This window comes from Clostridium sp. UBA7503 (assembly GCF_002477055.1).
In the GTDB taxonomy this organism is placed as follows: domain Bacteria; phylum Bacillota; class Clostridia; order Clostridiales; family Clostridiaceae; genus Clostridium_J; species Clostridium_J sulfidigenes.
Window position 1 is genome coordinate 1 of record NZ_DLNT01000042.1, and the last position, 14,780, is coordinate 14,780.

Sequence of the window (14,780 nt, forward strand, 5' to 3'; positions counted from 1 at the left end):
CAAGACTTATCTTATCATGATCTTAAATAGATTCAATTTCATTATTTACCTGTTAGCTAGATAATATTCATATATTCCTATATTTTTCACCAACATACTTCTCTTTTCTTGTATTGATACACCAGGACAAGTATCCTTATATATGTTTACTATATATGTATATTAATCCTTTTTTCTAGACTTTCTGTATATTTTAATCCCTGTTAATGTTATAATACTAATAATAGATATTAGTTAATTATTAGTATTAACTTTCTTTAGGAGGATGATAATAATGAATGATACATTACAATTAAAAAAAGCTCCAAACTTTTCTTTAATGGGTAGTGATAACAATACTCACTCAATTGATGACTTCTTAGGCAAAAATATAGTATTATACTTTTATCCAAAAGATAATACCCAAGGTTGTACAAATGAAGCTATAAACTTTAGAGATAGCAAAGAAATATTAGATGCATTAGATACAGTAATTATTGGAATTAGTAAAGACAGTGTTAAATCTCATGAAAGGTTTATTGAGAAGCAAGAACTTAACTTTCTTTTGTTAGCTGATGAAGATAAATCTGTTTGTCAATTATATGATGTTCTAAAAGAAAAGAATATGTATGGTAAAAAGACTATTGGAATAGAAAGAAGTACTTTCATAATAAATAAGGATGGCTACATAGTTAAAGAATTTAGAAAAGTTAAAGTTCCAGGCCATGTAGATGCAGTAATTAACTTCATTAAAGAAAATTTAGTATAGGTATATCATTTAAAACATATTCTTAACAAAACATCTAACTATTTATCTGTAATTAAAATGAGCAAGCCTTTCACTTACAATAAAAGGGTTGCTCATTTTTAATTTAAACATATATTTTTAATTTTCATTTCTCTCACGCTTCTTTTTTAATAACTCACCTGTGTTAAGCCCCCTATTTTGATTTTTGTATTTATCCCTATTAAGTCTATATTTATATATGTTTATACGCTTTATATTAGTTTTTTTCTGTTTTATATCTAGCTTTTTTTCTTCTAGGTCTGTTTTTATAATTTCTTTTTTTAATATATTTTTTTCTTCTTTATTTTTCTTAGTTAATCTACCTATTTTTTTTGCTTTTAGAGTATTATTTTCTTCTTTGTATTGTTCTATTTTACTTGCATATATCTTTTCTTTAATGTTATAAAAGAGCTTCTTATTTATATACCTCTTTAAACCTAACCTTCTATAAGTTATATCAAATAAAAATAATAACATAGCTGTTATTAATAATAAATTAGTTATATTCCTTTTAGTATGGCCTTTATTGCTCTTTATCTCATATATATCCTCTACAGAATTTATAATTTTTCCTTCAGTATCTTCTACTAAAGCTAATAAACTATTAGATTGTTCTTGAAATTTATATTCGGGAGAATATTGATATGCAAACCCGCCTAATTGACTAGCTATAATCTTACCTTGTAACTCTTCAGTAATGTTAAAACTATAGAATCCCAATTCACTCATAGGTACATTTCCTTCATATTTACCAGGTGATACTTGTTTTAATTCAAATTCTGACGTAGTGTTTCCTTCAAAGGTATACGCTCCTTTAACCTTCTTATTATCCTCATGATTGTTAGTCTCATATTGTACTTTTGCAATACTTCCTTCCTGTGTAATACTTAAATTTCCACTACTATCATAATCAATCATTGTCCATGATATTATATTACTAAAAAGTTGTGGTATTTTTTCAAATGCTAATAAATCTTTACTCCATTGTCCATTTACATCTGAGGTAAATGCTACTACTCTACCAATACCATATTGCCATGCTGCTAAAACTGGTTCATCCATATGAGAAGTCATTATCTCTATAGCTGTATTTTTTATAGAAGTACCTACATAACCAAAAAGATGTGGAAATTTCCCTTCATCTATAACATTATTCAAAATATCATGATGAGCAGATACTTTAGGAGTAAATTCTTCATTTATTAGGTATTCCCCAGTAGATATTAATATTTCATTTGCAAATATTCTTGGTACATCTGTATATATATCACTATGATAGTACCTCCCCCCAGCATTATTACTAAGCCATTCTAACAATTGATTATTACTATCAGTACCTATAGACACTGTAGATAAAGTCATTTTATCCTTCTTAATATCATTTATTAAAGCTTTATATTCATTTTCTCCCATACCATCTTGTCCATCTGTTAATAGTATTATATGCTTTATTTTTGCACTACTTTCTTTTTGCTTGTTATAAGCTTCATTTAGCGCTGAATATATAGACGTTCCACCTTCAGCTATAATACCATTAATTTTATCAGAAACCGTATCTTTGTTAGATAGCTTTTGCATAGGTACTGCCCAGCTATATTCTGTATTAAAAGTTACTACACCTATATTATCAGTTTCTCTTAAATTATCTAGGGATCTAATTGCAGCCTCTTTTGCCAAACTAATTTTACTAAAACTTCCTTGATCTGAAGACAGCATACTAGAAGATCTATCTAATACCAACGTTAAAGATATCTCCGGAATTTCATTTTTACCTTTCTTATCAGAGCTAACAGGAAGTATCTCTTCAAAAACCGAATTTCTATATCCCCCTAGAGCATAAGAATTATCTCCCCCTGTAGTTATAACTGCACCACCATAATCTTTCACATAACTTTCCACATTTTCTAAAAAACCCTTAGGTAAATCATCTACATGGGTATTACAAAGAAATATTCCCTTATATTCTATAAGTTCATTTATAGATCTAGGTGCAGTACTCGGATTTATCATAGTATAACTACTACCTATAGTCTTTAGATTTTCTTCAAGTCCCTTTCCTTCACCAATTTTTCCTTGTATTACTAAAATCTCTGGTTTTGAAACTATATTAGTATATGTTGTATATTCATTATTATATGAAATTCCATCATTTTCTGGATCTATAACTACTTTATATGGTTTAAACCCACCTTTATGTTGAATATCTTTAAATAAAAATATATTATCGCCCTTTTCTATATCAATCTCTTTTTCACTTTTTTTTTCTCTTCCTGAATATACTGATACCTTTGATTTTGTCTTAATATTAGATTTAATATTTACAGTTACAGAAAATTCTTCTCCTATAGCTACTTTATCAAGTATATCTATATCTTCTATATATACATCTTCTACTTGTTTACTATCTACTTTATATACTTGAAAATCAATTTTATTATCTTTAAAATAAGTAGACGTTTCTAATATATCACCTTGATTTTCTTTTCCATCTGTAATTAAAACTAATCTCTTATAGTCACTATCTTTAAACATGCTTAAAGAAAATTTTATTGCTTCTTCTATATTAGTAGTATTACCAATTGGAGAAGTTTGAATATCATTAAAGCTTTTAGAGTAGGTAAGGAACTGTTCTATTTCTTGATTTTCACCAAAAGTAACTATTCCTATTTTATTATTTGATGGTGAATCTTCTATAGCACTTTTTACAAATTCCTTTATTTCACCTTTATAATTACTCATACTATGAGATAAATCCAATAAAAATATGGTTGATGAATCCTTTGTCTTAATACTTATACTTATGTTACACATAGCAAGTATAAGTATTGTTATAATAATAAACCTATTTATATTAATAAAACTAATACCTTTATCTTTAAATTTAATCTTTTTAGATATCAAGTACATTACCATGAAAATTAGTGGTATTAAAAATAACAAATATACTTTTTCAATTTCAAAGTTCACTCCAGTCCCCCCTTTCTAATGATTATATAGCTATAAAAAATTAATTTTTAATATATACTTTAATATCCCTTTTTATACAAAACCCATTCCACAATAATTAAAAGCATAATTAAACTTATTATATAAGGTGTTATATTTAACATACCTTTAATACTACCCTTGTTATTTGATCTAGCTTCTATATCCTCTATAGTATCCTCCATTATATTTCCTTCCTCAATAGATGGAAAATTAATAGAGAATATTTCATTAAAACTATGATTATTATCTTCTATAGCATAAACTCCAAGCTCTAAACTTTCCTTTAATATACTATCATTCTCTATAGTATGCACTCTTCCACTGGGAGTAGTTAAAATTAATTCATCATATGCAAAGCTTCCATTTATTTTTATATCCTCTCCACCAATATAATTACTATTAACTATATTTCTATCTATAAGCTCTTCACATATATAATCAATAAGCATAGGAAACTCTGATTTAAGTGGTAAATCAGTATCATGAAAATCAAAATTTACTACAGCAACTTTCTGATTATTATGTTTCCCGAGAAATAATACAGATTTATCTCCTATATTTATTAAAGACTTTGCCCATGACGGCATTTCAGTCTTCTTTATTTTAGATGCTATAAAAGTCATATTCTGAAGGTATTTAGGTATATCTTCACTAACTACCACAGCTTCTCCACCAGCTTGTTCACCTAATACACCAAATAAATTATTTTCTGTTGGATTAACTATTAAAATATTACCATCCTGAGGCATATATTCACCTAACATGCCATCAAAAATATATAAATTATATCTATCTTTTTCAGATATATTACTTATATCATTAGTTTTTATTACATCCGCCTTACTAACTACAGACAAAGCTTTCTCCAAAAAAACATTTTTATTACTTACAAGCAATACTTTTTTATCATCATTATTCTTCATTACATGATAAAATGTATTATCTTCTAATATGGCATCCTTTCCTGATATTTCACCTTTTAAGTAATCTATATCAGTATCTTCTATATTAAAATTAAGTGTAATCTCTTCTCCTTTTTTTAATTCTATGGAAGTAGCTTCTAGTAATTCCTTTTCCCCATAAAGATAAAAATCTCCACTATAATCATCATTTCCTCTATTTGTTATGGTTGATATTATTGATACCTTTCCATCTTCTATTTTATGAGCAATATTATCTATAGATATATTAGATTTGTTTTTATCTAAATAAACTATTCTTCCATTTATATCTCCTATGTCTAATTCTTCATCAGTTATAAATAACACCTCATAATTTTTTAGCTCTTTAGTCATTGATTCAATTAATTTTATAGAACCCTTTAAATCCCCTGGACTAAGACTTTTAGTAATACTGTCAATTTTATCTTTAACTAAGTCCTTATTTTCTGATGCTGTAACTAATACCTCCGCATCCTTATTTGCTGTAATAACAGATATCTTTGTGCCATTTATAGCAGATTCTATATATTCTTTAGCTATAGCTTTTCCTCTATTGATACAGGTTTCATCCTTATTTATACCTAACATACTAGCTGAGTTATCTATTACTATTATTAAATCAGTATATTCCTTACCCCAAAATCTTATAAATGGATTCATAAGAGCTAATATAATTAGTAATGTAATCAATACTTGGAGTAATAGCATAATATTTTTCTTTAATTTTTCGAAAGGACTATTAACTTCCAATGTATTATAAATTTCTTGCCAAAATATTAATGATGATACTGAGAGATCCTCAGATTTTTCCTTTAAAATATATAATAAAATTATAAAGGGTATGGTTAATAAAAAAAATAATGGCCATATATTTAAAAAGCTCATAAATTTCCTCCTTACCCTAAAAGCTTATGATTAAACAAATCTGTTAAAACTATTTTTTCTATATCATCTTCCGAATTTACCTTTATAAAAGTTCCTCCATACTTTTTAACTACGTTTCTTAACATATCTTCATGTTCTTTTATCTTAGACTTATATAGTTTTAATACCTTTGGTGTTATTGATACTTTAGCCTCATCCTTAGTTTCCATATCTATAATATTCTTAGTTCCCATAAACCCAGGATTTCTTTCTTTTTCACATAATATTTGTATAAATACAACCTGTTGTTTTTTATAAGTAAGATACTTCACTATTTCTTCTATCTCTTCTTCTCCATTAGAAATTAAAAAATCTGATATTAGAATAGACATACCTATATTAGTAAATCTATTTTTTACTATAGTTGATTTTAGGTTTGTTTTACCACTAAACTCTATGCTTTCTAATCCATCTATAATCTTTATAAAAGATTCTTTTCCCCTTGCCCTATTAAATAGTTCCGTTCCCTCTTCCCTTAATGCAACGATTCTTACCCTATCAAGATTATTAATAGCAATATAACTTAAGGATGCTGCTATTTTTAAGGCCATGTTACCTTTATTAAATTCACCAAAATCCATAGACTTGCTACAATCTATAAATATACTAAAGTTACCTTCTCTTTCTTCCATAAAAAGTTTTACAAATAATTTTTCAAATCTTCCATAGGCATTCCAATCTACCCTTCTAAAATCATCCCCATGGACATACTCTCTAAAATCTGAGAACTCTACTGAAGTTCCTCTAGCTTTAGATTTTCGACCTCCTTGAGTTCCTTTAGATAACTTAAGATTTAATTTTATACTAATATTGTTTAGCTTTTTAAAAAATTCTTTATCAAATTTCCTGTTCATTTTATATAACCTTCAAACTTTTAATAACGTCTTTAATAACCATATCAGTAGTTATACCTTCTGATACTGCTTCAAAATTAAGGAATATTCTATGTCTCAACACTGCATATGCAATATTATTTATATCTTCAAAAGCCACATTTAGTCTACCCTTTAAAATAGCTTCCACCTTAGAACCATTAAAAAGACCTTGAGCTCCCCTTGGACTTGCTCCTACTTCTACATACTTTTTTACAAAATCATTAGAATATTCACTTTCAGGATGAGTTGCTAATATGAGTTTTAGCGCGTATTCTTTAACTGCCTCTGCCATAGGTACTTCTCTTACAATAGATCTCATAGCCAATATATCTTCACCTGTGAGTATACCTTCCAAATTTACATTGTTATTAGTAACAGTAATATCCATAATGTCCTTTAACTCATTTAAGGATGGAAAATCGACTTTTAACTTAAATAAAAATCTATCCATCTGAGCTTCTGGAAGGGGATAGGTTCCCTCCATCTCTATTGGATTTTGTGTAGCTAAAACCATAAATGGATTAGGTAAATTATATGTGGTTCTTCCTACAGTAACAGTTTTTTCTTGCATGGCTTCTAAAAGAGCTGATTGAGTCTTAGGAGTAGCTCTATTAATTTCATCTGCTAAAACTAAATTGGCAAATATAGGGCCTTGTTCAAATTTAAATTTAGTTTCTTCTTTATCTTTAACAATAAGGTTTGTTCCAACTACATCAGCAGGCATAAGATCCGGTGTAAATTGAATTCTAGAAAAACTTAGCTTTAAAACCATAGAAATAGTTTTAACTAGTTGAGTTTTACCAAGTCCCGGTACTCCTTCTAGAAGTATATTTCCTCCACATAAAATTCCTATTAAAACCTTTCTTATTACATCCTTTTGACCTATGATACCTTTAGATATTTCAATTTCACATTTATTTATTTTTTCTACAGTATCTTCTACTAACTGTTTATTTATCTCCATTTTCCACCTCATCTTTATTTTAATTCTTCAAAGTATTTTTTTATTAAATCCTGTAGTGATTTTGGTATTGATTTATTTTTAAGTCCTACTATCTCACTATTAGAATATTCATGAATAATTTTTTCATAGTCTACAGAATCTCCAGCTATGTTTACTCCATTCTCTGTAGTGATACTCTGAGAATTACCACCTTCTGATATATTTCCTTTTAAGTTATCATCAGCACCTGTACCTCTATTAGGAAGAAATACTTTTTCACCATTATTAAGCTTTCCTGCTCCATTTTCTTTATTTCCAGTATCCCATCCACTTCCATTTCCTGAACCACTACCATTTCCCATTCCGTTATCTTGGCCATTTGTCCCATTCCCACTTTGATTACTTTGTGCTCCAGTACCATTACTGTTATCTCCATTATCAGTATTGATTGAATCCTTATTTAAGCTTATCAAAGCATTTTCTAACTTACTAAGATCTACATTCCCACTACTAACGGATGCTGCTGTAGACGATAATGCACCTTTTATATTTTCATCTGTTATATTGGCAGATATATTCTCAAGATTATTTAAAATTTCTTCCTTTTCTTCGCCTTTTAGACTCTTTAAATCTTCCCCTAATTTATTTAAAGCTTCTTTAATTTTTTCTTCATCCTGAGAAGTTATAGCTTCACTAAGCTCTTTCATTTTATCAATTTTAGATAACTCCTCAGCTATTTTATTTAACATAGCTAATTTTTCACTTGATTGTTCTTTGTTTAAGCTTAGTTTTTTCACAATATTCTGTATTTTATTTTTACTATCTACACTTTCTAAATTTTTCTCTATATTATCTAGTTTTTTTTCTAGCTTATTTAAAGCTTTTTCTGTATCTATTTTACTTTTACTCTTCTTTATTTCATCTATAGACTTATCTAATTCCTTTACTATATCTAGCTTATCATCCTCTAATAACTCCTCACTACCCCTAGTATCCTTTTTCTCAACCTTTATTTTTTCCATTACTTCTTTATTAAACTTCTTAACCTTTCTAATCTCTCTAGCTCGATTTTTAGCAGTAGTTGGAATAAATAAAATAATAATTAAAACTGTTAAAATAGCTATTAGTCTATATAGATTCTTTCTTTTGATATGAAAAGGAGTAATTTTTGAAATCTTAACTTCTCTTATTACCTCTATAGTATTTTCTTTCTGTGCATTTGATAAGTTATCATCCTTATTTATTAATTCTAATGAAGTAATTAATCTCTCATTAAGACCTTTGGAATCTAGCTTAAGAGCTACCTTTTTATTATCTGGTCTAAGCTTATACAAATATATAAATATATAAATACTAGTAGATATAGTGAATATAGTAAAGCATATTTCAAATAAATTGTATATGGGTATAAATAACCCTAATACACTTGCCATAGAGGAAATACCTAATGCCACTATTAGTAACACTAGTAAATTCTCTATAAATACATTTAGCCTTATTCTTTTTCCACCCTTCTTTATAAACTTTGAAATTTGTTTATCTATATTGTTCATCTTCTCACCTTAATAATTGATTTTCTTACTGGATTTAATCTCCATGCTGAAAGTAATATTAACAATAATGTTACTATTCCTTGATTTATTAAAGATATAACAAATATTTTATTTAAATTCATATAGTTTATTAAATCAGGAGCAAAGTATAAAATTCCATTCTGTTTAATTAGGATATATATAAACTCAATAGTTGGATTAATATACAACCAAAATGGTAGATTTATTGTAAATGTTGATATTGTATTATTAGATAATGCATAATAATAATCTCTACTAATAACAACAAAACCTATTATAATAGTTCCAATTACAATAAATAAAACTGTTAATATACTTGCCACCGTTGAAGATTTTGAACTCTTAAATATAGTAGACATAAATATCCCTATAGATCCCACATATATAGTTGTACTTATAAAAAATAGTGTTAATATAATTAATTCTTTAAAACTAGTACCTCCAACTAAGAAGTTTATAGCATATATTGGCATAGTGCTAATAATTAATAAAGCAACTTTTGTTACAGTTGACATTAATTTTCCTAAAACTATTTTCATAGGTGACAAATTAGTTGAAAGTAAAATATCTAATGTCTGCCTTTCTCTTTCTCCTGTGATTGATGTAGCTGTAAGTACTGGCACTATAAACATCAATAGCACCGCTTGCCCACAAGCTAAGGCAAAACTTAGCATTGTAAATTTGCTTAAATCTATTCCTATACCATATTTATCACTATTTATAATAAAATAAGCCCACATAGCTACTATTGAAAGTATGCCTACATATAACATAACCATTAAATTAAATCTGAAGGTTCTAACTCCTACCTTGCTTTCATTCTTCAATATAGGATTAATTTTCATAATTCTTTCCCCCTACTTCGATTCCTTTTCAGTAATCTTTATGAATACATCCTCTAAATTTTCACTTGCTTGAGTAAAAGAAACAATAGGTATATCCTTTAATACCAAAGCCTTAATAGTATTAGATATTTCTATTTCTCCTCCATTAAAAAATACTGTAAGTTCTTTTGAATTTTCCTTTATACTTGTTATATATGGAAGTTCACTAAGTATAACCTTTGACTCCTTAACTTTATCTCTTACTATTATTTTTAATGGATTATTACTACTCATTCTGCTTAGTAAGTTATTTATACCACCGGAGTATATCAAATTACCTTCTTCTATAATTCCAACTGATGTACAAATTTCATTCATTTCAGAGAGTATGTGAGAACTTATGATAACTGTCTTATCCATGTCTTTGAGATTTTTTAAAATACCCTTCATCTCAAATCTAGATCTAGGATCCATTCCTGAAGCTGGTTCGTCAAGAATTAACAGCTCTGGGTTATGAACTAAACTTCTTGCAAGGCAAAGTCTTTGTTTCATCCCTCTAGATAATCCGTCTACATAGGCATCTTTTTTTTCTTCTAAGTTAACTAATTCTAGTAAATCCATTATCAAATTTTTTGATTCTTTTCCTACAATTCCATAAATAGATGCATAAAACTCCATATACTCTATAACTTTTAGGTTCTCATAAGACCCAAAGAAATCAGGCATATATCCGATTTTTTCTTTTAACTTTTTATTATCCTTTAAAGCATCTATCCCATCTACATATATTTCTCCACCATCAGCAGGTAATAGCCCAGCAATGATTTTCATAGTTGTACTTTTTCCTGCTCCATTAGGACCAATAAATCCAAATATATCCCCTTTTTTTAGATGCATATCTAATCCATTAACTGCTTTATATTTACCATAAAACTTTTCAAGATTTATTATAGTTAACATCTACTTCACCTTACCCTTCACAGAAATATCTGGAATTCTAGTCCACTCTTCATTATTACCATGAATTTTAATTTTAATATTTCCATCTAAGATGTAGTCTTCTATGTTAGTTAAACTTAACTCGTCATCAAAATTTAATACTTCATAATCTTTAATTTTGTAATTGTAAATTTTATATTCACCCTTCATTTTGGAACTACCTTGAGAGTAATTTTTTTGAAAATTAATATTTTCTATAACTACATCATCTTCTTGTAATTGATAACTAAGTATTAATTCTAAGTTTCCACTTATTGTTCTTTCATTAGGGTCATAATGTCCATCTACATTACTTTGTTCTATTATATATGGTACAAAATAACCATATGGATATTCTATAGTGCCATCTTCTGACTTATAACTTATATTTATATCATTTATGAATATAGTATCATTTTTATTCAGAGGAGTTTTACCATTTACTTTTAATTCATATTCTACTTCCTTTTCTGTAACCGCAATTAGTTTAGAAGTATTTTTATTATTATCATACATAGAGTTATTATATAAATAGTCCAATAACTCACAAGTTCTTAACTCATACTTTTTATTATCTTTATTTTTATTACTATTATTATAATTATCATCTCTAATTTTATTAGTTATTTCACACATATTTAATGCAGAAGTAAATTTACCACTATCCTCTACAGATATCTTTTCACCATTGGCTAAACTTCCCAAATCCCATATTTTATACGGAGTCATAACCATTAACTTTTTAATATCACACCCTAAGTTATTAGTAATATATCCCGTTAGCTTACCACTATAAAATTTCAATTCCTGCTCCAAAGGTTCAAAGGTAGTATTAAAATTACTAACCTGAAAAACTTCCGGACTAAATGAAGACACTTCATCAAAATTATAGTATGTTTTATCCCCTTCTTTTATCATATTTAATCTCATAGTTGCATTTTCATTGCTATTATAATTATTATTATATCTATAATAGTCATTGGTATTTTCTATGAGATTTAGATTTATATTTTCTGGTTCTTCTATTACTACTTTTCTACTTTTGGCTGTTAACACCCCTAAATAACTCTCGATCTTTGTCTGTCCATCTAAATCTACTGATACAATATTTATTTTATTAGCTATAATGTCTTGAACCCTTGAATTACTGCCTATAAAATATATAAGAACTGTAAACCCAATAGATATTATAGGTATTAATAACCATACATAATCTCTTTTATTTAGTCTCTTCAATACAATATAGATTAGTACACCTATAATTAATATATACATTATAAAAAGTATTAACATAAGCTGAAAAGATGGCAGACCTATATCCTTAACTGTACTTAATAATGAATTAAAATTCCAAAACCCTTCTCGACCATTATCAATTTTATTATTAAAATCTGATGTTATTTCTCCCCATACTAAATTATTTTCACTTGACTTTGAAATCTTTTCTGTAGCTAAATCCCAGGGAAATACAATAATCTGTCCATTTTTCTTAATAACCTTGCTTATAAAATTATTATCCTCAAACAAGCTCATAGAATCTTCGATATTCATTTTCACTGCTAATACATTTACATTACTTTCTCCAATACTCATGTCCCGTGGTATAGCTTCAGAAAAAGTACCATTTATAATTTTATTATTAATACCACCTATAACTTTTTTATAATTCTCTCCCGTACCAACTACTAAAATTCCCCCATTAAATATCCATTGATTTAAATTAGTTATATTATCCTCTGTTAATTTTAACGTATCATAATTATTTATAATTATTATATCAATAACATCTAAAGACTTAGAATTTTTCTCTATAACTTCTTCTGATATACTAACTGGAATTAATTTTTTATTCCCAATATCAGGATTATTATTCATATTGACATTAATATTAGATATATAATTTAAACCATTAAAATCATCAGTCAATACACCTACTAATGTATCTCCATCATTTAATCTCCCTTTATTAACATTGATTGTTTCTTCATGTATAACTTCATTGTTATCTGTAATTAACCTTACTTTAAACTTATTCACAATATTTATGTTGTACCACAAGCTCTTAGTTGTATTTTCAGCAATATTTATACTTTCAGTATTTAAATCATATTTATTTGTATCTGGAACCAATGTTTCAATTTGTACCTTCCCCTGAAACTCCACCCCATTGTTAGTAATCACTAAATTGATAGGAGTTTTACTATTAATTTTATATCTTCCATCTACCCCATAAGAAGCCTTTAAATTTATGTTATATTTATTATCTATTGCACTTGCTATATTGAAATTTAAAATATTATATATAAAAATTATACTGAATATAGTCAGTATAAACCTAGATTTTATTAATTTGTTTTTTAAAATCATTAATTTACCCCCTATTTAATCTATAAACATCTACTGTTTATTTCTAATCTATGAATATATTTAGTTTAAATTGAATATATTTATTTTTATTTACTACATGTTTAATTTTAACATAGTTTAATTAGTAAATTTATTACAAATACATTACAATTTATTTACGAAATAATTTTGTAAAAATCTATATAAAATATATATTTATAAAAAAATGTAGATAAGTTTTACTTGTATAACCCATCTACATTTATATTTATATTTATTTTTTTTGTAATTCTTCTTCAGCTTTTTTCTCTTCATTTTCATTGTTTTCTAATTTATCAATTTCATTCTTAATTTTATCCTTCATCCTATTAGCATTTTTATTTATATTTCCTATCTCATTGGATATCTTAGATTCTATATTCAATATACTTTTACTTAAGCTAGTTAATTTTTTATTATTATATGAATTAGAATTTTCATTTGGCTTAATATATCCCGATTCAACTTTTAATCTATTTTTTATATCTTTTAATCTATTTATGTATTCTGTAGAATGACTTATCTCTATAAGTTCATTCAAACTAGCAGATATTATAACTCCATCCTTTACTTCATCTTCATTTACTTTATTCTTTTCTGCTTCTACTTTTTTTGCTTCAAGTTCCTCTTTTTTCTTGTCTATTTCTTTTTGCTTCTCATTCATTAATAATTGTTGTATTTGAGCTTCTACCTCTTGAATTTTACTATTTATTTCTTCAATTTTATACTTTTTTTCTTCTGGACTCATCTGTTTTTCTCTTAAAGCTTCCTTTTGGTGTAGCAATTCTTGCTTTATCTTTTCAAAATTATTAAGTAGCTCATTTTGATTATTTTTATTATTGAATTTCAAACTTTTACTTTCTTTGTCCTCTTCATCTATCTTAATATTTTTAAACAATGCACTTGTTTTGTTAATATTATTATTTTGTGATATGTTTATTCCCATTGCATTTATTTTCATTTTGCTTATCCCCCTTATTTATTTATAATGGTATTTAAAATTTCTTCTTCTTTATCTATATAATCTCTTATTTCTGGATTATTTAATAACTTTTCTCTTACAACTTCAGTTATTATTCTATTCTCATTCATTAAATCAATTAGACTTTCGGCCACTATAATATCTTCTTCTGGCTCATTATCTTTGTCTACTTTTTTTATATTATCTTTAGTTTGTTGCTTTTTAAATTTATTTAATTGTTCCTTAAAATTTTTATTCTTGTTATTATTTAAATCATCATCAATTAAATTTGATTTATTTAGCTTCTTAACTTTCCTATTTTCATAAATTGTAAGTTTTTCAGTATCAAGATATGTTCTATCTACCATAATACTCTCACCCCTATCAAACTCCATTACTTAATTATCGTATTCTTATATTTTATATTAATAGAATAATTATCCAAAACACTAAAATAAATAAAATTTAATTGATTTATACTATGTCATATACTAGTTATAAAAACCCAATAAAAAAAGAACCTAGATTATAAAATCTAGATTCTTGGTGGCTCGAGCAGGAATCGAACCAGCGACACGAGGATTTTCAGTCCTCTGCTCTACCGACTGAGCTATCGAGCCA

11 protein-coding genes and 1 tRNA gene are annotated in these 14,780 nt (G+C 26.7%); 1 reads left to right on the forward strand and 11 read right to left on the reverse strand.

Annotation, left to right across the window (positions count from 1 at the left end):
- Positions 1–274 precede the first annotated feature (274 nt).
- Positions 275–748 (forward strand): thioredoxin-dependent thiol peroxidase, encoded by a 474-nt coding sequence (gene bcp / locus B3630_RS11405; protein WP_346898227.1) that lies wholly within the window; start codon positions 275–277, stop codon positions 746–748.
- A gap of 117 nt (positions 749–865) precedes the next feature.
- Here bcp and B3630_RS11410 read toward each other — a convergent pair whose 3' ends face one another.
- The 11 genes from B3630_RS11410 to B3630_RS11460 all read right to left on the reverse strand — a co-directional run bounded on the left by B3630_RS11410 (position 866) and on the right by B3630_RS11460 (position 14,779).
- A complete protein-coding gene (locus B3630_RS11410; protein ID WP_346898229.1) occupies positions 866–3,733 on the reverse strand; it encodes a VWA domain-containing protein in 2,868 nt (955 codons plus the stop codon).
- A gap of 59 nt (positions 3,734–3,792) precedes the next feature.
- Positions 3,793–5,580 carry a VWA domain-containing protein gene (locus B3630_RS11415; RefSeq protein WP_346898231.1) on the reverse strand — a complete coding sequence of 596 codons (1,788 nt, stop codon included), beginning with the start codon at positions 5,578–5,580 and terminating at the stop codon, positions 3,793–3,795.
- Between the two features lie 11 nt (positions 5,581–5,591).
- Complete coding sequence (locus tag B3630_RS11420) at positions 5,592–6,473, reverse strand: DUF58 domain-containing protein (protein WP_346898233.1); 882 nt, start codon at positions 6,471–6,473, stop codon at positions 5,592–5,594.
- Position 6,474: 1 nt separating this feature from the next.
- Positions 6,475–7,458, reverse strand: coding sequence for a MoxR family ATPase (locus B3630_RS11425; protein ID WP_346898235.1), 984 nt, complete (start codon positions 7,456–7,458; stop codon positions 6,475–6,477).
- A gap of 14 nt (positions 7,459–7,472) precedes the next feature.
- On the reverse strand, positions 7,473–8,990 hold the full coding sequence (locus B3630_RS11430; RefSeq protein ID WP_346898237.1) for a hypothetical protein: 1,518 nt from the start codon (positions 8,988–8,990) through the stop codon (positions 7,473–7,475).
- A complete protein-coding gene (locus tag B3630_RS11435; RefSeq protein ID WP_346898239.1) occupies positions 8,987–9,856 on the reverse strand; it encodes an ABC transporter permease in 870 nt (289 codons plus the stop codon). Before B3630_RS11435 ends, B3630_RS11430 begins: the two co-directional genes overlap by 4 nt.
- Positions 9,857–9,868: 12 nt before the next feature.
- Positions 9,869–10,795 (reverse strand): ABC transporter ATP-binding protein, encoded by a 927-nt coding sequence (locus B3630_RS11440; RefSeq protein ID WP_346898241.1) that lies wholly within the window; start codon positions 10,793–10,795, stop codon positions 9,869–9,871.
- Entirely contained in the window at positions 10,796–13,180 is a 2,385-nt protein-coding gene (locus B3630_RS11445) for a tripartite tricarboxylate transporter TctB family protein (RefSeq protein WP_346898243.1), read from the reverse strand.
- Positions 13,181–13,433: 253 nt separating this feature from the next.
- Complete coding sequence (locus B3630_RS11450) at positions 13,434–14,159, reverse strand: viral A-type inclusion protein (protein ID WP_346898245.1); 726 nt, start codon at positions 14,157–14,159, stop codon at positions 13,434–13,436.
- 14 nt (positions 14,160–14,173) lie between these two features.
- On the reverse strand, positions 14,174–14,527 hold the full coding sequence (locus B3630_RS11455) for a hypothetical protein (RefSeq protein ID WP_346898247.1): 354 nt from the start codon (positions 14,525–14,527) through the stop codon (positions 14,174–14,176).
- A 176-nt stretch (positions 14,528–14,703) separates the two neighbouring features.
- Positions 14,704–14,779 (reverse strand) — tRNA-Phe (locus tag B3630_RS11460).
- Position 14,780: the final 1 nt, after the last annotated feature.

What these genes read in the sequence shown, in the direction of transcription:
- B3630_RS11415 (WP_346898231.1), bottom strand. Translation starts at nt 5,580, where the DNA reads ATGAGCTTTTTAAATATATGGCCATTATTTTTTTTATTAACCATACCC.
- bcp (WP_346898227.1), top strand. Translation starts at nt 275, where the DNA reads ATGAATGATACATTACAATTAAAAAAAGCTCCAAACTTTTCTTTAATG.
- B3630_RS11425 (WP_346898235.1), bottom strand. Translation starts at nt 7,458, where the DNA reads ATGGAGATAAATAAACAGTTAGTAGAAGATACTGTAGAAAAAATAAAT.
- B3630_RS11450 (WP_346898245.1), bottom strand. Translation starts at nt 14,159, where the DNA reads ATGAAAATAAATGCAATGGGAATAAACATATCACAAAATAATAATATT.
- B3630_RS11420 (WP_346898233.1), bottom strand. Translation starts at nt 6,473, where the DNA reads ATGAACAGGAAATTTGATAAAGAATTTTTTAAAAAGCTAAACAATATT.
- B3630_RS11445 (WP_346898243.1), bottom strand. Translation starts at nt 13,180, where the DNA reads ATGATTTTAAAAAACAAATTAATAAAATCTAGGTTTATACTGACTATA.
- B3630_RS11440 (WP_346898241.1), bottom strand. Translation starts at nt 10,795, where the DNA reads ATGTTAACTATAATAAATCTTGAAAAGTTTTATGGTAAATATAAAGCA.
- B3630_RS11430 (WP_346898237.1), bottom strand. Translation starts at nt 8,990, where the DNA reads ATGAACAATATAGATAAACAAATTTCAAAGTTTATAAAGAAGGGTGGA.
- B3630_RS11435 (WP_346898239.1), bottom strand. Translation starts at nt 9,856, where the DNA reads ATGAAAATTAATCCTATATTGAAGAATGAAAGCAAGGTAGGAGTTAGA.
- B3630_RS11455 (WP_346898247.1), bottom strand. Translation starts at nt 14,527, where the DNA reads ATGGTAGATAGAACATATCTTGATACTGAAAAACTTACAATTTATGAA.